Source organism: Nisaea sp., from assembly GCF_039990255.1.
Lineage (GTDB): Bacteria > Pseudomonadota > Alphaproteobacteria > Thalassobaculales > Thalassobaculaceae > Nisaea.
In genome coordinates this window covers 819,400-838,632 of sequence record NZ_JBDXGG010000018.1, presented here as the reverse complement: position 1 = coordinate 838,632, position 19,233 = coordinate 819,400, and the positions used below count along the sequence as shown (strand labels likewise).

Below are 19,233 nucleotides of genomic sequence, written 5' to 3'. Positions count from 1 at the left end.
CAAAAAAGGCCGCTCCGAAGAGCGGCCTTTTCCGTAACGTCTTGATCCCGGTTTAACGGGAGTAGAATTCGACCACGAGATTCGGTTCCATGTGAACCGGATACGGGACGTCTTCCAGCTTCGGGACCCGGGTGAAGGTGCCGCGCTTCTTGTCGAGGTCAACATCCATGTAATCCGGAATGTCGCGCTCGTTCGACTGAGCGGCTTCGATCACCATCGGCATTTCGCGGGACTTTTCCTTGAGCTCAACCACGTCGCCTTCCTTGACCATGTAGGACGGAATGTTGACGCGCTTGCCGTTCACCATCACGTGGTTGTGGCTGACGGCCTGACGTGCAGCGAACACGGTCGGCACGAACTTCATGCGGTAGACAACGGCGTCCAGGCGGCACTCCAGGATACCAACGAGATTCTCGCCGGTATCACCGCGGCGCCGGACCGCTTCTGCAAAATACTTACGGAACTGCTTCTCACCGATATTGCCGTAGTAGCCTTTCAGCTTCTGCTTCGCCATGAGCTGAATACCGAAATCGGAAGGCTTGCGGCGGCGCTGACCATGCTGGCCCGGGGCATATTCACGATCATTGAACGGGGACTTCGCACGGCCCCAGAGATTGACGCCAAGGCGCCGGTCAATTTTATGCTTCGAGTTAAGGCGCTTGCCCATAACCCATCTCCTTTGGTTTTCTTCATTTTGTCCCGATAGTGCCCCGGGCCTTTGAGAGCCTTGGGCCGGGGACCGACGGCTTATCCGCCTGCCCCACGTTCTCGGGAATTGAGGCGCGCACTATACGTATAGCGGCCTCCAAGTCAAGCACCTGAGCGACGTTAACAGTGAGGCGGCGCACTGCAGGACGGAACCGGATAAAATTCGGCATGTTCTAAACTTAAGCAGGCAATGCAGCCGAAGAAGCACATCAGCCACAGAATCGATTCTGGACCCGGCGATCTGGAAGAACCTCGCTGCCCTACTGCGGTCGAAATACTCGATCTGGTAGGGCGAGCGTTACCAAAGAAGGCGGCAGGCTAAGCTTCGTGTGAGCAGTTACTGCAGGGTGACCCGTCAGCCTTTTTTCCGAACCTTGTTCTTCAACAACGTGCTGACCACACCATGCATCGTTCGCACATCCTGATCCGTCATCTGCGCGCGGTTAAAAATGTTGCGGATATTGCGGCGGATGGTCGGCGCAAGGGTTTCAGGAAACAGAAAACCACCGTCGTGCAGCTCGTCTTCCAAGCGGGTCAGAAAGTACTCCCTATCCTCAACGCAGGCGGGATCGCTTTGGCCGCTTAGGACAAGATCAGGGGTTTCGTCTCCGGCCTGGTACCATTCGTAACCAAGCAGGAGAACCGCCTGCGCGAGGTTGAGCGAGGAGAAGGCCGGGTTCAACGGTACATGCACAATCGCATCGGCCAGCGCCACCTCGTCATTCTCCAGCCCTGACCGTTCCGGCCCGAACAGCATACCGCCACGATGGCCGCTGCCTATATGGCGTTTCATTTCCGCCGCGCCCGCACGGGGCGTGAAAGCGCGCTTTACCTGATCCCGGCTTCTGGCCGTGGTTGCCAGAACCAGATTAAGATCGGCAATCGCGTCTTTCGTAGTCTCGTAGACCCTTGCATTTTCAAGGACTGCGACAGCGCCGGCCGCCATGGCATTCGCCGCCGGGTTCGGCCAGCCGTCACGCGGAGCAACAAGCCGCATATCTTCCAGCCCGCAATTCAGCATGGCCCGTGCGGCGGCGCCGATATTCTCTCCCAATTGCGGGCGCACAAGAATGACCACCGGCGCATCCGCATCACCGCGGGCGCCCGCCTTGCTCTTATCTGTTCCAGCCATGGCTCAGGCGTCGACTTTCGCGGCGGTTCCGGATTTGAGCAGCCGATAGTTCAGACTGTCTGAAAGCGCCATGATCGACGCGTCGATGATGTTGGCGGAGACACCAACCGTGCGCCACATGGAACCATCCGGCCCGGCGCTTTCGATCATCACCCGGGTCACGGCGTCTGTACCATCACTGTTCGGCGGCGGCGGCAGGATACGCACCTTGTAGTCCATCAGCTTCACATCATCGATATTCGGGTAAGCGGTGCTCAACGCCTTTCTGATCGCGAGGTCCAGCGCGTTCACCGGGCCGTTTCCGACAGCGACTTCGTGCAGGCGCTGACCGGCGACCACAACTGTAGCTGTTGCTTCGGACTCGATCACCATTTGCCCCTTCGCATTGAAACGGCGTTCATCCATCACCCTGAAGCGTTCGATGGAGAAGTAATCCGGCACGGATTCAACGGTACGGCGAGCCAGCAATTCGAAACTGGCTTCGGCAGTGTCGAAGGAATAGCCAAGATACTCCTTCTCCTTCACATCCTCGACCAGACGCTGGATCTTCGGGTTTTTTGGGTCGATCTCGACCCCGATCTCGGCAAAACGGGCAAGAATGTTCGAGCGCCCCGCCTGATCGGAGACCAGAATGTGTCGCTGGTTTCCAACCAGCTCAGGATCGATATGCTCGTACGTTCTCGGATCTTTTTGTACGGCCGAAACATGCAGACCGCCTTTATGGGCGAAAGCAGCATCGCCGACAAAGGCCGCATGCGAGTTCGGCGAACGGTTCAAGCGGTCATCCAGCATCCGTGACAGCTTCTTCAGCTGCTTCATGCCTCTCGCATCGACTCCCGTCTCGTAACCCATCTTGAGGCCAAGAATGGCCGTGAGCGTGATTATGTTCGCATTGCCACAGCGCTCGCCCAGACCGTTGATCGTACCCTGCACTTGGCGCGCTCCGGCCCGCACAGCCGCCAGCGTATTAGCCACCGCATTCTCGGTGTCGTTATGCGTATGAATCCCGATATGACTGCCAGGCACCACCTTGACGATTTCGGTGACAATCGCCTCGACCTCATGTGGCAGCGCACCGCCATTTGTGTCGCAGAGCACCACCCAGCGGGCACCGGAGTCGTATGCCGCCTTGACGCAGGACAGCGCATATTCCGGGTTAGCCTTGTAACCGTCAAAGAAATGCTCGCAGTCGAACATCGGCTCGAAGCCGCGCTTGATCGCCAGCTCCATGCTGTCGCGAATCATCTGGACGTTTTCGTCCCGCTCGATCTGAAGCGCGACATCGACATGAAAATCCCATGTCTTGCCGACCAGGCACGCCGCGCCCGCTTTCGAGCCAAGCACGCCGGCAAGCCCTGGATCATTGTCCGCGCTCCGCCCCGGACGCCGCGTCATGCCAAAAGCGACAAGGGTCGCCCGCTTCAACTCAGGCGGTTCGGCGAAAAACCGGTCATCCGTGGGATTGGCGCCCGGCCAGCCGCCCTCGACGTAATCAATCCCTATCTCGTCCAGAGCACGCGCAATCGCAATCTTGTCCGCCGGCGTAAAATCAACGCCGCGGGTTTGCTGGCCGTCTCTGAGTGTCGTGTCGAAAAGATAGATACGATTATCCGTCATAAGCTCAATCCTGTTTATGCGTGACGCTGTTCTAGCATTGCCGCGACAACTGGCACAAAGGCATAAGCCTTGTACGACAGAAGTTCCGGCACAACGTATGACGACGGAGACTCATGATCGGTGATCCCGTACTAAATGAGGATAGATCTCCAAATAAATTTTGCGGGCCCTTTAACTGAAAATTATTCAAATCGGCTCAATGAGACCCGACGAGTTCACATTCATGCTGACCAGTGAGCGCACCATTGCGAGACGAATTCATATACGCGTCGATTTCCGCCGATGACTCGAATCTGCAAAGACTTTTGCCAGATACGCGAAATTACACGTTGCGTAACTATGCTATCTCAGCCGTTCGCAACGCAGATCTAGACATCAATCAGTTCATCCACCCGCAGCATCGCTGTTTGGTGGACTGGTTCAGATCGAAATACCGGACTGACATCGACGGAGTCATCTACAAACTCTTCGATCCGCTAGACGTAAAGCCGGCTCTCGGAACTATTGTTGTCCTGGAGCCGACAGACGATTACGCGGATTACCGTTACCGACTCTATGGCTCGCGCGTTGTCGACACCTATGGAGCAGATCTCACAGGTCGTACAGGCGGGGACCTGAACACGGAATCGACCCGAAATGTCCGGCCGCAGTACCAAACATCAGCGCGCAACAACATCACGGTCTACACTGAGCACGACCGCGAACGGACACGCGAGTTGGACAAAATTACTCGCTGGGATCGCTGGTCCCGCCTGATCCTTCCCCTTGTGAACGAAGAGAACAGAGTGAAGCGGCTTATCGTCAGCATGGTTGCAACCGAGATCCCCTTCAACAGCGCCTGAGACCGGGCGATGTCCCTGCCTAGCCTCTCCGCCAGGCCGTCCCGCCGGCACCGTCCTCAAGCACGATGCCTGCCTCGGCAAGTTGGTCGCGCACACGGTCTGCCTCGGCGAAGTCCTTCGCCTTGCGTGCTTCGATACGGCGCGCGACCAGTGCCTCGATCTCGTCATCGCTGAGACCTTCCGCCGCCGCGTCCGGCATCCAGCGGAACCAGGCATCCGGATCGCTTACGAACAGCCCCATAAGCTCGCCCGATGCTTTCAGCAGAGCCTGTGCCCGAGCCTTCTTTCGCCGGGTCGGCGCCTTGTTGGCTTCTGTCGCAATTGCATGCAGTCGTGATATCGCGAGCGGTGTGTTGAGGTCATCCGCCAGCGCTTCGACCAATTTCGGATCGGGCTTGGCATCCGGGAGCACGTCCACCTCAACGTTACGCAGCACCAGATAGAACCGATCGAGCGCGGCTTTCGCTTCCTTCAGACCGTCCTTGGAGAAATCCAGCGGCGCCCTGTAATGGGTGGACAGCAAATGATAGCGGATCACCTCGCCCTGCCAGTCCTTCAGCAGATCGTGGACGGTGTAGAAGTTGCCAATGGACTTGGCCATCTTCTCACCCTCGACGGTGACGAAGCCGTTATGCACCCAATAGCGGGCCATGCGGTCAGTATCGTGCGCGCAGCAGCTCTGTGCGATTTCGTTCTCATGGTGCGGAAAGATCAGGTCCAGCCCGCCTGCGTGTATATCGAACTCCGCGCCGAGATACCGCGCACTCATAGCCGAGCATTCGATATGCCAGCCGGGACGGCCGTAACCCCAGGGACTTTCCCAGCCCGGCGTTTCATCGTCGGATGGCTTCCAGAGAATAAAGTCTGCCGGGTCCTTCTTGTAAGGCGCCACTTCGACACGGGCTCCTGCGATAAGCTCGTCCCGATTGCGCCGGGAAAGCCCGCCATACGCTTTCATTGACGGCACGCTGAAGAGGACGTGGCCGTCCGCCGCATAGGCGTGGCCTTTTTCGATCAGGGTCCGGATCATCTCGATCATGCCGTCGACATTCTCAGTGGCACGCGGCTCGACCGACGGGGAAAGCGCTTCAAGTGCCGCCATATCGGCCCGGTAGACCTCGGCCGTACCGTCCGTCAGCTCGCGGATGGAGATGCCGGACTCCTTGGCCCGCGCGTTGATCTTGTCGTCAATGTCCGTGATGTTGCGAACATAGAGCACATGCTCTTCACCATAAGCGAGCCGTAGCAAGCGGAACAACATATCGAAAGCGACAACAGGCCGCGCATTACCGATATGTGCATAATCATAAACTGTCGGGCCGCACGCATAGAGCCGCACGTTCGACGGATCGATCGGCTCGAAGGTTTCTTTTTGACGCGTCAGTGTATTGTGCAAATTGATGGTAAAGTCGGACATCGCGCGGGCTTCCGTTTCGCGTGGAATAGAGACTGATTGGGGGGATCGGTCGGAGCCGATCGGGACATTTAGGCGCGACAGAGATCGCCGGCAAGAAAAGCCGGAACATTGATCACGTCATGCAATTTGCGCGAAAACATCGAGAGTTCCTCAGGCGCGGGAGCCTTGCAGCCGTGCGAGTACTTTCTCGCGCGGGATCAAAGGTAGCAGCTCACCCATGTCCGGTCCACGGCTTTGCCCCGTCACGGCCTCGCGCAATGGCATAAAGAGCTGTTTCCCCTTGCGCCCGGTCTCCGTCTTTACCGCATCCGCCCATGCTTTCCAGGTGCCATGGTCCCAAGGCCCATCCGGCAGGACAGCAGCAGCAGCAGAAGCGTACTCAGCATCCTCGATCAACGGATCGATCTCGCCCGTGCAGACATCCCACCAGAGTTTCGTGTCCGGCAGCAGTTCGAGATTGCCGCGCACAGCGAGCCAGAACGGCTCTTCACCGGTAATACCCATCTCCGACAAACGCTCCTCAACAGAGGTGAACGCCTTATCGTGAAGGATCTTTGCATTCAGGCCGTGCAATTCAGCAGGATCGAACCGGGGCGTGGCGCGGGAGAACTTGGAAATATCGAAATCGGAGACAAGCTGATCAAGGGACTGCCTCGGTTCAACCGGATCGGATGTCCCGAGCTTGGACAGCATCGTGTTGATGGACATGGCCTCCAGACCATCGCCTCGAAGTTGCTGAAGGGAGAGAGAGCCCAGCCGCTTTGAGAGCCCCCGTCCTTCCGCATCTGTAAGCAGCGACAGATGGCCCATCTGCGGCGGCTCTGCATCAAGCGCCTTGAAGAGCTGGATCTGTGCCGCGGAATTGGTCAGATGGTCTTCGCCGCGGAGGATGTGGGTGATACCAAGTTCGATATCATCGACCACGGAAGCCAGCGTATAGATCGGCCGCCCATCTGCGCGCAGCAGCACCGGATCGCTGAGGCTTGCCATGTGGTAGTGAGACTCACCACGTACCAGATCGGTCCAACGCTCTTCCTCGTGGATCAGCTTGAAGCGCCAATGCGGATTGATACCGGCCGCTTCTTTCTCAGCTTTTTCGGCATCCGTCAGGTTGAGCGACGCCCGGTCATAAACAGGTGGCCGTCCGGCGGAGAGTTGCGCTTTACGCTTCAGGCCGAGTTCATCCTGGGTCTCGTAACAGGGATACAGCCGCCCGGAGGCTTTCAGTCGCTCGACAGCCGCGTCATAACGGTCCAGACGATCTGACTGGCGTGCGAACTGGTCCCATGTAAGACCGAGCCATGTCAGATCCTCTTCAATGCCCTGCGCAAACTCTTCGGTGGAGCGTTCATCATCCGTATCGTCCATGCGCAGCAGGAAAGTGCCACCCGCCTTGCGTGCAAACAGCCAGTTGACGATTGCGGTCCGGGTGTTGCCAAGATGCAGCCGACCCGTTGGGCTCGGTGCAAACCGGACTGTCACATTGTTCAAAGAGGTCATTCTGCGGCCTTGGATACGGGCGACGCGACATAGGCGCCGAGAAATGCGTTCGTCAGCGGATAACGACGGTCACGACCGAAGGCTTTCAACGTCACCTTGACACCCGGAGGGGCCTGACGGCGCTTATATTCCGCTCGGTCCAGAAGACGCCATACCTTGAGTACTGTCTCCGCATCGAAGCCCTTGGCCGCGATATCGGCGATTGGCGTTTCGTTCTCGATCAACTCTTCAAGGATCGCGTCCAGCACCGGATAGGGCGGCAGGGAATCCTCGTCCTTTTGATCCGGGCGAAGCTCCGCAGACGGCGGCTTTGTTATGATCCGCTGCGGCATGACCGCTCCGTCCGGGCCGAGAGCGCCAGTGGGCTTGTTCTCGTTACGCCAGCGGCAAAGCGCGAAGACGGACATCTTGTAAACGTCTTTCAGAACGTTGTATCCACCGCACATGTCGCCATAAAGCGTGGCATAACCGACCGACATTTCTGACTTATTGCCAGTAGACAGCACCATGTAGCCGAACTTGTTGGACAATGCCATCAGTGCCATTCCGCGCGAGCGGGACTGGATATTCTCTTCCGTGATATCGCTGTTCGTGCCTTTAAAGAACGGTGCAAGCATTTCGTCGAAGGCGGCCATGGCCGGACCAATATTGATCTCGTCCAGACGCACGCCAAGCAACCGGGACGCTTCAGCCGCGTCTTCCAGACTCTCCTGGCTGGTGTAGGGCGACGGCATCATAACGCAATGCACCCTGTCGGGGCCCAACGCATCGACAGCAACGGCGGCACTGAGAGCCGAATCGATACCACCAGACATGCCGATCAGCACGCCCTTGAATCCATTCTTGTTCACATAGTCGCGGACACCGCAGACCAGCGCCTGATAAAGCGCCGCGTCCTTGGTCTCGATTTCCAGAGTATCCGTCGGCGCGCAAACCCAGCCGTCCGGACCATTGCGCCAATGTGTAACGACAAACTTTTCCTGCCATGCGGGCAATTGCGCCGCGAGGGTGCGGTCGGCATTGAGCACGAAGGACGCGCCGTCGAACACCAACTCGTCCTGGCCACCAAGCTGGTTCAGATAAACCAGCGGCAACCCACTTTCGATCACACGGGAGATCCCGAGTTGCTGGCGCTGATCCGTCTTGCCTGCCTCGAACGGAGAACCATTCGGGACCAGAAGAATCTCGCCACCGGTCTCGGCAATGCATTCGACAACGTCCGGAGTCCAGATATCCTCACAGATCGGAATCCCGATGCGCACGCCTTTGAAAGCGATCGGCCCGGGCATGTCACCAGCGGCGAACACCCGCTTTTCGTCGAACACACCGTAATTCGGCAGGTCGGCCTTATAGCGTTCGCCCGTGACCTTGCCGTCCTCGATCAGCACCATCGCGTTATAGACCCGCCCGTCATCGCCGCACCATGGCGTGCCAAGCAACACGGCCGGGCCACCATCCGCAGTTTCCGCAGCAAAGGCATCCACGGCGATGCGAATACTGTCGACAAACATCGGTTTCAGGATCAGATCTTCCGGCGGGTAACCGCAAACATACAGCTCGCTCGTCAACAGCAAGTCCGCACCATGCGCCGCCGCCTCGGACCGCGCTTCGCGCAATCGTCCCAGATTGCCCTGGAAGTCCCCGACGGTCGGGTTCAACTGGGCCAGTGCGATCATAAGTGTCTCGGTCATGGCGCCTGTCTTAGCGCGGCCCGGGTAGGCTCTCAAAGCGAAAACAGACGTCCCGCCTTTCAGGCCTCGATGATGTGCCGGGCTTTGATCTCTTTCAGGACGGGCATGAAGTCATAGGTCGGGTAAAATTCTGTATCGAACGCACCCCAAGCACTTTTTTCTATTGCCAGATTGACTTCACGCAACCGATGCCCCGGAACCCGGAGGATGGCAACCTGCCCAATCCCCATCATCACGTACCAGTTGACTACTTCAATGCCTTCGGGCGGAAACCGTTTCCAGAACTCCGCGTTCTCCAGCTTTTCATTGATTTCGCTAAGATTTTTGTCCTTCTGATGCTTCAAAAAGACCGTCAGCAGAATTTCTCCTTCGCCCGCGCTCATAACGTCCTCCCTCGACATTCCATTGATGCGTGTCGAGAACTGAAGCATTCGCCCCGCCGATTGGCAACAGGCCGCCAGAAACCGCTATTGTGGGCGAAGCATAATTCAAACAGGGGAAACACGATGCCGGCCGGATATATTATTGCCCAGATTAACGTCTCTGACGCCGCCGCATTCGAAGAATATCGCGCCCAGGTCCCAGCAACGATCGAACAATATGGCGGTGCGTACATTATTCGCGGCGGGAAACAGGAGGATCTTGAAGGGTCTCCAAATCCGCGCACCGTGGTCGTCCGCTTCGACAGCTTCGAGCAGGCCAGAAAATGGTACTATTCCGACGAGTACGAAAAGCCAAAGGCTCTTCGACAGGCAGCCTCCACAGGTAATGCCGTCCTTGTAGAAGGAGTATAGAGAGCCGAAAAGCGCGCCGCTACGGACGATCTACGGGGCGGCACGCTTTGATACAATTTTGTGCGTTACGATACGATAACCGCCTAATTTATTGGCAGCCCAGTACAAACCTCGGGCTCTGCCACCCGTCTCTCCCTCGCCCGTCTCCCACGGGCTTTGGCTGGTTATCTCTCATTTCTTAGCTACAGCGCTCAGTTGGCACATGAGTTGCGACGTGCTCCCGACCCTCCTAGCGACTTCAGATCGCGAAACAATGCTTACACATGTCACCAAACGACTTTTCGTTTCCATACCTGTTCTGTTCGGGGTGCTGTTTATCGGCTTCATGCTGATGCAGGTCGTGCCGACGGATCCTGCGACCGTTCTCGCGGGGCCGACGGCCAGCGCGGCGGACATCGAGGCTATCCGGGAATCGATGGGGCTGAACGAGCCAGTCATCGTCCAGTTCGGCATCTATCTCAGTCGGGTACTGCAAGGCGATCTCGGCCGCTCCATGATTTCCAACAGCCCGGTGATCGACGAGCTTGCCAATACTGTTGGCCCAACCATGGAGCTCATGGCGGCAAGCCTGATCTGGGCCATCCCGCTCGGTATTCTGTTCGGCACCCTCGCGGCGGTGCGGCGCGGTAAGATTTCGGATCGTATCATCATGGCGGCCTCCGTCGCCGGTGTCTCCATGCCGATCTTTTGGTTCGGCCTCATTCTAATCCAGTATGTCGGCTTCAAATGGCAATTGCTGCCGTTCCAGGGACGCGCTGGGCCGCTCTGGACGATAGAGGGAATTCGGCACATCATTCTGCCGGCGATCACGCTCGGCGGCGTTTTTATAGGCCCTGTCGCCCGCATGACCCGCACCTCGCTCCTAGAGGTCTTGAACAGCGATTTCGTCCGCACCGCCCGCGCCAAAGGTGTTTCGGAACGGGCGATCGTTCTGAAGCATGCCCTGCGCAACTCGCTGATCCCCGTAGTCACGCTCATCGGGCTGCAGATCGGCTTCCTGCTCGGCGGTGCGGTTGTGACGGAAACCATGTTCGCCTGGCCCGGTGTCGGACGCTTGGCTGTCGGCGCCATCGTTTCCGCCGATTATGCCTTAAGCCAAGGCGCCATTCTCGTCCTGGCGGTTTCGTTTATCGCGGTCAACATCATCGTCGACCTGCTTTACGCCGTGCTCGATCCACGCCTGAGGACATCATGAACGCCACCCCCACAACTATGTCCGCATCCGCCCTCGAAGACGAGGCCCCCAGCGCCGGGATGTCCCTACGCCGGAGCACGCTGCAGAAGCTGAAGCGTGACAAAGGCGCCGTCATATCCGCCAGCCTGCTCGCCATCGTCATACTCGCGGCCCTGCTTGCGCCGGTTCTCTCGCCGCATAATCCGTACGACAACAATCTGCGAAACATGCTGAAGCCCCCGGTCTGGGCTCCAGGGGCAGTTGCGGATCATCTGCTCGGCACCGACGGGCTGGGGCGGGATATCCTCACTCGCCTGCTCTACGGCACCAGGACAACGCTGGTCATGGGCATCTCGGCCGTACTGGCGGGTGGCACCATCGGCGCCTTTCTCGGGTTGATCGCGGCCTACTACAAGTGGCTCGAAGGTCCGATCATGCGGATCGTCGACATCCTCCTCTCCTTCCCATCAATCCTGTTCGGCCTCGCCATCGCGGCTGTTCTGGGCTCGGGTATCTTTTCCATCGCGATCGCACTGACCGTTTCAGCTATCCCCAATATCGCGCGGATCACCCGCGGCGCCGCCGTCGTCCAAATGCAAATGGAATACATAACCGCAAGCCGCGCCATCGGCATGAGCGACGCCCGGATCATCTGGATTCATCTTCTGCCGAACAGCGCTTCAACGATCTTTGTCTATCTGACGCTTCAACTAGGCCAGATTATCCTGTTAGGCGCAGCGCTCAGCTTCATCGGTCTTGGCGCCCAGCCACCGACCGCCGAACTGGGTACCATGGCGTCGGAAGGGCGGAATTTCCTGTTCTTCGCGCCGCACGTTTCGACCATCCCCAGCCTGGCGATCCTGGTCATCGTGCTCTGCTTCAACGTGTTGGGAGACGCGCTGAGGGACGTGCTCGACCCCCGGCTGCGTCAGTAAGAACGCGCCCGGGTCCAGCCCCGGGCCGAAACCGGATGCCGACCGGTACTCCGGAACAAAAAAGGAGGCTTCATTATGGAACTTCGCAAGTTGTTGCTTCGCGCCGCGGCCATAGCCCTGACCGCGAGTCTGCCTTTAGCGGCTTCTGCCGGCGCAGAGACATCTATCAGCGTCATGCGCACCATCGACACGGATCGGTATGACCCCCACACATCGACATCGCGGGCAACCGCAGAAGTCATGTTCATGATGGGGGACACACTGGTCGCACTCGCTCCCGACATGAAGGAAATTCGCCCGCTATTGGCGGAATCCTGGACCGTTTCCGAAGATGGCAAGCTCTACACATTCAAACTGCGGGAAGACGTCACTTTCTGCAGCGGCAAGAAACTGACCGCAGCCGACGTGAAGGCGACAATCGATCGCTGGCTCGCACTGGAAAAAGGCGTGGTCAAGAACCGCGCCGGCGATGTGAAGGAAATCCGGGCCGTCGGCGACTATGTCGTCGAATATGAGCTTGAGCAGCCTTATTCGGAACTGCTGTATCAAATGACACAGCACTTCCACACGATCCTGAATGTCGATCAGGTGAACGAACTCGGCGACGATTTCGGCGTGAAAGGCTTCGACGGCACCGGTCCTTACTGCTTCGACAACTGGGAGCCGCGCAACCAGCTCGTTATGACCAAGCACGACGCTTACAAGTGGGGACCGGATTTCTACAAAAACACAGGTCCCGCAAAGCTCGACAAGGTCGTTTGGAAAATAGTTCCGGAAGACAACAACCGGGTTGCCGGCATCCAGACCAACCAGGGCGACGTGACCCAGTATCTGCCTTATTGGTCAGTCGATCAGCTCCAGGCCAACCCGCAGATCTCGGTCACCTCTCCGCCGTATTATTTCTGGACCTACTATGTCGGCTTCAAGATCACCCGCGACATCGTGGATAACATCGAAGTCCGCAAGGCGCTTAACCTCGCGGTCGACCAGAAAGCCATGGCAGAAGGACCGTTCTTCGGCAAAGCCGCTCCGGCCTATGCCTATACCCACTCCGGTACGCTCGATTATGCGTCCGATCTGATCGACGAAAGCCTGTTCGGATACGATCCGGAAAAGGCAGCTGCGATCCTCGACGCCGATGGCTGGAAAATGGGCGACGACGGGTTCCGGGTCAAAGACGGCAAGAAGCTCGAACTGGTGGCCTACAGCTTCTCCAACATCTGGCGCCAGGTGATGGAAGCCCTGCAGGGCGATCTCCGTAAAATCGGTGTCGATCTCAAGGTCGAGGTGTTCGACGCCACGGTCATCTGGGGCAAGCTGAAGACCCAGGATTTCGATCTCTACACCATGAGCTATCCGTACGTCTCAGCGGGCGATGCTCTGAACCTGTACTTCCCGTCGGCCAACATGCCGACGCCGAACCGGATGAACTGGGACAATGCCCAGACAGACGCGTGGCTGAAGGAAGGCCGCGGCGCCCTCACCGAGGCCGACCGCGCCACAGCCTATGGCAAGGTGCAGAAGCAGGTACATGACGCCGTTGTCTGGATCCCGATCGTTCACGAGCCGATGTTCGTAGCCGCGGGACCTCGCCTGAAGCCGGTTGAGGCACATGGCATTTACGGCGCCGGTCTCTACAAGGGACTCAGTCTCGAACTGAAGTAGGCTTTCCCGTAAGCAAATTTGATAGGGTGGAGCGAATGAATTCGCTTCACCCTTTTTTTTGTACACATACAAAAAATTCAGTCTGACAGGAAAACCAGATGAGACTGCTAGGGCAGCCAAACTCGATCAATGTTCGCAAAGTGCTCTGGACCTGCGTGGAATTGAATCTGGAACCAAACATTGAACACTGGGGTGGAACAGAAGACAACCACGCCACTTCAAGCCCGGACTTCAGAGCCGTTAACCCCAAAGGATTGGTGCCCGTTCTGATAGACAGAGATACTGCTCTGTCAGAATCGAACACAATTTGCCGCTATCTGGCCGCCCGAGAAAATCGCACCGACCTCCTCCCGGTCGCTCTAGTGGAACGGGCCACCGTCGAAGTTTGGATGGACTGGCAGCAGACTGAACTGAATAACGCTTGGCGAGCAGCATTCATGGGGCTCGTTCGCCATGACAGAGCTTATTCGGATGTCGTATCGCAACAAGCGAGCGCGAATGCATGGAACGAGCAAATGTCACTGCTCGATACACATCTTGCCAACTCGGGGTCGTTTGTTTGCGGGGACGCTTTCACGCTCGCAGATATTGTGCTCGCACTCTCAGTCAACCGCTGGGAGATGACCCCGATAACTAAACCGTCGCTTTCGAATGTCGCGGCCTGGATGGAACATCTCTCTAGCCGCCCCGGATTCCAGCTTCACTGTCGGAACGGCGTGCCATAAAAACTTTAATGAAAGCTAGCAACCAGAAGACTAGTCGGCCGCATCCATCACCGCGCGCGGGGAGCCGCGCAGGCCGAGCCAATCCAGCGTCGCCCTGCCCCACCGATCAATGCTGTCGCTGAACATCTCGAATCCCTTGATATGCGCTTCCTTGGGCTGTGCCCCCGGAAGCTCCATCCGATGTGCGGCGCCTGCGGTCCAGCGCTGGATCATCTCAAGCGTGATCTCCGGATGAAACTGGATGCCGAGCTTGTTGTCGCCGTAGAGGTAAGCCTGGTTCGGAAAGCGGGTACCGGTGGCCAGCAAACTAGCCCCGTCAGGCACATCGAAGCCTTCCTTGTGCCATTGATAGAAATGCTCGGAATGCTCAAAGTACGGGCGCCCCGTCTCGGTCGGGTTAATCTTCGTATAGCCGACCTCGACATCGCCCTGATCATGCAGATAGACCCGCGCGCCGAGGGCCCGCGCCAAGAGCTGACCGCCGAGGCAAATGCCGAAAAACGGTGTGTCGGACGCCAGCACCGTATCCATGAACTTGAGCTCGGCGCCAATCCCGTCAAGATGCTCGTCATTGGCACTCATCGGGCCGCCGAACACCACCACGCCGGCGTGGTCGTCGAGGGTTTCCGGCAATTGATGCCCGATCATCGGGCAACGCCGGTCCAGCCTGTAGCCGCGCTCCTCAAGTAGTACGCCTACATGCCCCGCGACGGAGGTTTTCTGGTGTACGACGATCAGAACTTTGGAAGTCACGGCAGCCCTATCTGGTTTTATCCAACAAAAATTCGCGCCCAACCTTGACGCGCTCTTCGCCATCGTAGCGCACGATGTCGGCGGTCGCATAGGTCTCGCTCCATTTATCAGGGAGATAGGACCCGGTGCCAATCACGTCAATCGGGGCGTCGGCAAGCGCCATGACCCGGCATTTCTCCGGGGAGAACCCGCTGGAAGCGACGATCTTGACCGCCTTAAAACCATCCCGGTCCAGCCGCTCGCGCATATGCCAGATTGCAGCAGCTGAAACGCCGGTGCCGATCAGGTAGCGCAACTCGTTGTCAGTCCGGTACCCCCGGATCGCCCGCGGCGCTGTCCGATCGAGCACCTGATAGGACATGCCGATATCCATATCTTCGACATAACGTCCGCCATGCGTATCGAGCCGGACCGCAACCTTACCGGCAGCAGCCAGTTCCGGGAACCGTCGGCAGACCGCCAGCGCGTCGGTGAATTCCTGCCCGAAGTAATCCACCAGAACGGTCAGATTTTCTTCCGGATGGGTTTCGTTGAACATTTCCGCCGCACGCACGGTCGAACCGGCATAGCCGATCAGGGCATGCGGCATCGTGCCGTAACCCCGGTCCTTGGCAAAGAAATGCGCCGTTTCGTCCGAAGCGTTCCCGATGAACCCGACGGCGCCAAGTTTGCGCTGCGCCTTGGCGGAGCCGACGCTGGCACCATAAGCCATCATCTCGGCCATCTCGGTACCGGCACAGTGCCGGGCATCCATGGCGAGAAAGGCAGTTTTCGGCATCTCCGCGCACATCACATAGGAATTGTAAGCGGCGACGCAGCAGGCACCGAGCTTCTGCAGAAATTGGGTTTCCAGATCAATCAGGTGATAGAGCGAGCCAGAGACATTCATGATCGGCTCGCCTGCGCCGACCCACGAGCCTTCCTTCTGCTTCAGATCGACCTTGAGCTCAACGCCGCGCGCCTTCGCCATCCGTTCGAGCCACTGCATGGCCAACCGGGGGGCCGATGTCACCGGGCGCCGCATGAAAACGGCATAGGTAACATCGACGTCGCCGAACTTGGCGACCACCTCCTTGGTACGGAGGAAGTATTTGTCGACGAAACGCGGCAGATCGGATTCCGCCGGATGGCTTACCGTCCGTGGTGTTTCGTCCGGTGTAAGCGACGCGATACCTTCAGAGCCGTCCATGAGCCCCAATCCTACTCAGCTGCGTATCAGGATGCCGCAGCCATGCTTGCAGTGCCGCCGTTCACACGGCTCTGCTTCATCATATCCGCAATCAGGAATGCAAGCTCCAGCGATTGGGATGCATTCAGACGCGGGTCGCAATGCGTATGGTAGCGGTCCGCCAGGGCATCATCGGTGATCGCCTGGGCGCCACCGATACATTCGGTAACGTCCTGACCAGTCAGCTCGAAATGCACGCCACCTGCATGAGTTCCTTCGGCCTGGTGTACTTCGAAGAACTCCTTCACCTCGCCCAAGATACGGTCGAACGGCCGGGTCTTGTAGCCGCTGGTGGCCTTAATGGTGTTGCCATGCATCGGATCGCAGGACCAGACCACGTTCTTGCCCTCGCGCTCGACGGCACGAATGAAGCGCGGGAGATGCTTATCCACCTCGCCCGCTCCGACGCGCACGATCATGGTCAGACGGCCCGGCTCGTTCTGCGGGTTCAGGACATCAATCAGACGCAGCATGTCGTCAGTCTCAAGGCTCGGCCCGCATTTCATACCGATCGGATTGGAAACACCACGCAGGTACTCGACATGCGCGCCATCCAGCTGACGGGTCCGATCGCCAACCCAGAGCATATGCGCGGCAGTGTTATACCAGCCGCCATGTTCGGTGATGGTGTCCTTGCGGGTCAGTGACTGCTCATAGCCGAGTAGCAGCGCTTCATGGCTGGTGTAGAACTCGGTCTCGCGGAGCTGCTGGTTGTTCTCGGCCGTAATGCCGCACGCCCGCATGAATTCCAGCGCCTCGTCGATGCGTGACACCACGTTTTCGAAACGCGCCCCCTGCGGCGAGTTCTCAACAAAACTTAGGGTCCAGCGATGGATCTGCTCCAGATTTGCGAAACCGCCCTGGGCGAACGCGCGCAGCAGGTTCAGAGTCGACGCAGACTGGTTGTAGACCTTGAGCAGGCGGTCAGGATCGGGGACGCGATCTGTTTCTGTGAAGTCGATGCCATTGACCATGTCACCGCGATAGCTCGGAAGTTCGACACCGTCGATGGTCTCCACATCGGATGAGCGCGGCTTGGCGAATTGACCGGCAAGCCGGCCGACCTTCACGATCGGCATACCCGCGCCGAATGTCAGCACCACCGCCATCTGCAGCAGCACACGGAAGGTGTCGCGAATATTGTTCGGGGAGAACTCGGCAAAACTCTCGGCACAATCACCGCCTTGCAGCAGGAACGCCTCACCCTTTGCCACCCGGCCGAGGGAGGACTTCAAACGCTGTGCTTCCCCTGCAAAAACCAGGGTCGGATAACCGCTCAGTTCTTTTTCGACAGCCGCGACACGGGCCGCGTCTGGATAGGACGGAACTTGCTTGATCGGTTTACCACGCCAGCTGTCGGGGCTCCATGTGCCGGACATTGCTGTTCTCCCAAGTTTAGAATCTGCCGCTTGCCCGCCGATTTCAGCGAATGCGGACGCGTTTTGTACCAGCGGAATTCCGCGAATACCAGTGCGAGTACTGCCTAGCAGCGCATTACAACCGCCCCGGCGTCAACCCGATAGAACAAAAGCCCGAGTTTATTCAGCCGCCTGACGCTCCGGTTCCGGCCGCTTCGTGCGCATGGTGACAAACTCTTCCGCCGCCGTCGGATGGATGCCGATGGTCGCGTCGAATTCGGCCTTGGTGGCACCGGCCTTGATGGCGATACCAAGGCCCTGGACGATCTCCGGCGCGTCGAGGCCGACCATGTGGGCACCGACCACCCGGTCAGACGCGCGATCAACGATCAGCTTCTGCATGCCGCGCTCTGGATTGTCCGTCAGCGTATATTTCATCGGCCGGAACCCGGCGACATAGACATCGATATCGCCATACTGATCGCGCGCTTCCGCCTCCGTCAGACCAACGGTGCCAATTGGCGGCTGGCTAAAGACCGCGCTCGGCACGTCCCGGTGATCGGCCTGCATCGGGCGGTTGTTGAAGACGGTCTCTGCAAAGGAATGTCCTTCGGCGATGGCGACCGGGGTCAGATTGATCCGGTCCGTCACGTCGCCGACTGCATAGATGCTGGGTACGGAGGTCTGGGACCATTCGTTCACCACGACGGCGCCGCCCTTGGTCAGCGCGACACCGGCTTCCGCAAGACCGAGGCCCTTGGTGTTCGGGTGGCGCCCAGTCGCATACATCACCTCGTCAACTTCGAGGGTAGAGCCGTCATTCAAGTGCACCTTGTAGACATCACCGATCTTCTCAATCCGGTCCGGCAGAGTGCCCGGGTGCAGATGCATGCCCTTCTTGGACATTTCCTCGGTCAGCGTATCGCGCACATCCTCATCGAAGCCGCGCAACACCTTGTCGGCGCGATAGATCAGATGGGTCTCTGAGCCAAAACTGTTGAAGATCCCGGCAAACTCGACGGCGATGAAGCCGGAGCCGACAATAACGATCCGGTCCGGTCGCTTCGGTAGTTCCAGTGCCTCGTTCGAGGTAATCGCGTGCTCCGAGCCCGGCACGTCCGGCACGCTCGGCCAGCCGCCGACTGCGATCAGAATACGTTCCGCTGTATAGTGCTTGTCGCCCACCGCCACAGTGTGCGCATCAACCACAGTGCCGCGACCGTGAATGCGCGTTGCCCCAGCATTTTCCAGCAGGCTGACATAAATGCCGTGCAGCCGGTCCAGTTCCTTTTCCTTGGCGGCGATCATGGCCGGCCAATCGTGGCTTACATTGCCCGCTGACCAGCCGTAGCCGCCGCCGTCCTGCATGTCGTGGCCGAAATGGGAGCCATAGACGAACAGCTTCTTGGGCACGCAGCCGCGCAGAACGCAGGTGCCGCCCTCGCGCTCTTCCTCGACAACCGCGACCTTCGCACCGAAGGAGGCAGCCAGCCTGCTTGCCCGGACACCGCCGGAGCCGGCACCAATCGTAATCAGGTTAAAATCATAATCGGACACGGGCTGGCTCCAAGGATCGCATATGGTTTCAGGACACGGCTAATCTGTTGATGGTCAGATAGGAACGCAATTGATGCCTGTCCGCCACAAGACAGTCAACGAAGCGGGACCTAATCGTCCTGACGGAGATGCTAATT

17 protein-coding genes are annotated in these 19,233 nt (G+C 58.5%); 6 read left to right on the top strand and 11 right to left on the bottom strand.

The genetic code is table 11. The features are described from left to right. Window positions 1-52: 52 nt before the first annotated feature. The 3 genes from rpsD to cimA form a co-directional block, all read right to left on the bottom strand. On the bottom strand, window positions 53-667 hold the full coding sequence (gene rpsD / locus ABJ076_RS14200) for a 30S ribosomal protein S4 (RefSeq protein ID WP_348194209.1): 615 nt from the start codon (window positions 665-667) through the stop codon (window positions 53-55). A gap of 396 nt (window positions 668-1,063) precedes the next feature. Then, on the bottom strand, window positions 1,064-1,840 hold the full coding sequence (locus ABJ076_RS14195; RefSeq protein ID WP_348194207.1) for an RNA methyltransferase: 777 nt from the start codon (window positions 1,838-1,840) through the stop codon (window positions 1,064-1,066). A gap of 3 nt (window positions 1,841-1,843) precedes the next feature. Beyond that, the gene (gene cimA / locus ABJ076_RS14190) at window positions 1,844-3,457 is read right to left on the bottom strand and encodes a citramalate synthase (RefSeq protein ID WP_348194205.1); all 1,614 of its coding nucleotides are present in this window, start codon (window positions 3,455-3,457) and stop codon (window positions 1,844-1,846) included. 329 nt (window positions 3,458-3,786) lie between these two features. Between cimA and ABJ076_RS14185 the strand changes: the two genes are divergently transcribed. Continuing rightward, entirely contained in the window at window positions 3,787-4,299 is a 513-nt protein-coding gene (locus ABJ076_RS14185; RefSeq protein ID WP_348194203.1) for a hypothetical protein, read from the top strand. A 19-nt stretch (window positions 4,300-4,318) separates the two neighbouring features. Here ABJ076_RS14185 and cysS read toward each other — a convergent pair whose 3' ends face one another. The 4 genes from cysS to ABJ076_RS14165 form a co-directional block, all read right to left on the bottom strand. Beyond that, on the bottom strand, window positions 4,319-5,716 hold the full coding sequence (gene cysS, locus ABJ076_RS14180) for a cysteine--tRNA ligase (RefSeq protein WP_348194201.1): 1,398 nt from the start codon (window positions 5,714-5,716) through the stop codon (window positions 4,319-4,321). A gap of 150 nt (window positions 5,717-5,866) precedes the next feature. After that, complete coding sequence (gene gltX / locus ABJ076_RS14175) at window positions 5,867-7,216, bottom strand: glutamate--tRNA ligase (protein WP_348194199.1); 1,350 nt, start codon at window positions 7,214-7,216, stop codon at window positions 5,867-5,869. Beyond that, entirely contained in the window at window positions 7,213-8,907 is a 1,695-nt protein-coding gene (locus tag ABJ076_RS14170) for an NAD+ synthase (protein ID WP_348194198.1), read from the bottom strand. The genes gltX and ABJ076_RS14170 overlap by 4 nt, the downstream gene beginning before the upstream one ends. Before the next feature lie 59 nt (window positions 8,908-8,966). Beyond that, entirely contained in the window at window positions 8,967-9,290 is a 324-nt protein-coding gene (locus tag ABJ076_RS14165; protein WP_348194196.1) for a hypothetical protein, read from the bottom strand. 123 nt (window positions 9,291-9,413) lie between these two features. On the opposite strand from ABJ076_RS14165, the gene ABJ076_RS14160 reads away from it, so the two are divergent. The 5 genes from ABJ076_RS14160 (at window position 9,414) to ABJ076_RS14140 (ending at window position 14,200) form a co-directional block, all read left to right on the top strand. Next, window positions 9,414-9,701 (top strand): DUF1330 domain-containing protein, encoded by a 288-nt coding sequence (locus ABJ076_RS14160; protein WP_348194194.1) that lies wholly within the window; start codon window positions 9,414-9,416, stop codon window positions 9,699-9,701. Window positions 9,702-9,954: 253 nt separating this feature from the next. Beyond that, window positions 9,955-10,896 carry an ABC transporter permease gene (locus ABJ076_RS14155; RefSeq protein ID WP_348194193.1) on the top strand — a complete coding sequence of 314 codons (942 nt, stop codon included), beginning with the start codon at window positions 9,955-9,957 and terminating at the stop codon, window positions 10,894-10,896. Then, complete coding sequence (locus ABJ076_RS14150; RefSeq protein WP_348194192.1) at window positions 10,893-11,810, top strand: ABC transporter permease; 918 nt, start codon at window positions 10,893-10,895, stop codon at window positions 11,808-11,810. Before ABJ076_RS14155 ends, ABJ076_RS14150 begins: the two co-directional genes overlap by 4 nt. A 75-nt stretch (window positions 11,811-11,885) precedes the next feature. Then, window positions 11,886-13,475 carry an ABC transporter substrate-binding protein gene (locus ABJ076_RS14145; RefSeq protein ID WP_348194191.1) on the top strand — a complete coding sequence of 530 codons (1,590 nt, stop codon included), beginning with the start codon at window positions 11,886-11,888 and terminating at the stop codon, window positions 13,473-13,475. A gap of 98 nt (window positions 13,476-13,573) precedes the next feature. Further along, the gene (locus ABJ076_RS14140) at window positions 13,574-14,200 is read left to right on the top strand and encodes a glutathione S-transferase N-terminal domain-containing protein (protein ID WP_348194190.1); all 627 of its coding nucleotides are present in this window, start codon (window positions 13,574-13,576) and stop codon (window positions 14,198-14,200) included. A 30-nt stretch (window positions 14,201-14,230) separates the two neighbouring features. On the opposite strand, the gene ABJ076_RS14135 is transcribed toward ABJ076_RS14140, so the two are convergent. From ABJ076_RS14135 to gor, 4 genes are all read right to left on the bottom strand, one after another. Beyond that, complete coding sequence (locus ABJ076_RS14135) at window positions 14,231-14,953, bottom strand: GMP synthase (protein WP_348194188.1); 723 nt, start codon at window positions 14,951-14,953, stop codon at window positions 14,231-14,233. Window positions 14,954-14,960: 7 nt separating this feature from the next. Continuing rightward, complete coding sequence (locus tag ABJ076_RS14130) at window positions 14,961-16,142, bottom strand: nicotinate phosphoribosyltransferase (RefSeq protein WP_348194187.1); 1,182 nt, start codon at window positions 16,140-16,142, stop codon at window positions 14,961-14,963. 26 nt (window positions 16,143-16,168) lie between these two features. Next, complete coding sequence (locus ABJ076_RS14125) at window positions 16,169-17,560, bottom strand: 3-deoxy-7-phosphoheptulonate synthase class II (RefSeq protein WP_348194185.1); 1,392 nt, start codon at window positions 17,558-17,560, stop codon at window positions 16,169-16,171. Between the two features lie 159 nt (window positions 17,561-17,719). After that, window positions 17,720-19,096 carry a glutathione-disulfide reductase gene (gene gor, locus ABJ076_RS14120; protein WP_348194183.1) on the bottom strand — a complete coding sequence of 459 codons (1,377 nt, stop codon included), beginning with the start codon at window positions 19,094-19,096 and terminating at the stop codon, window positions 17,720-17,722. Between the last annotated feature and the right edge of the window lie 137 nt (window positions 19,097-19,233).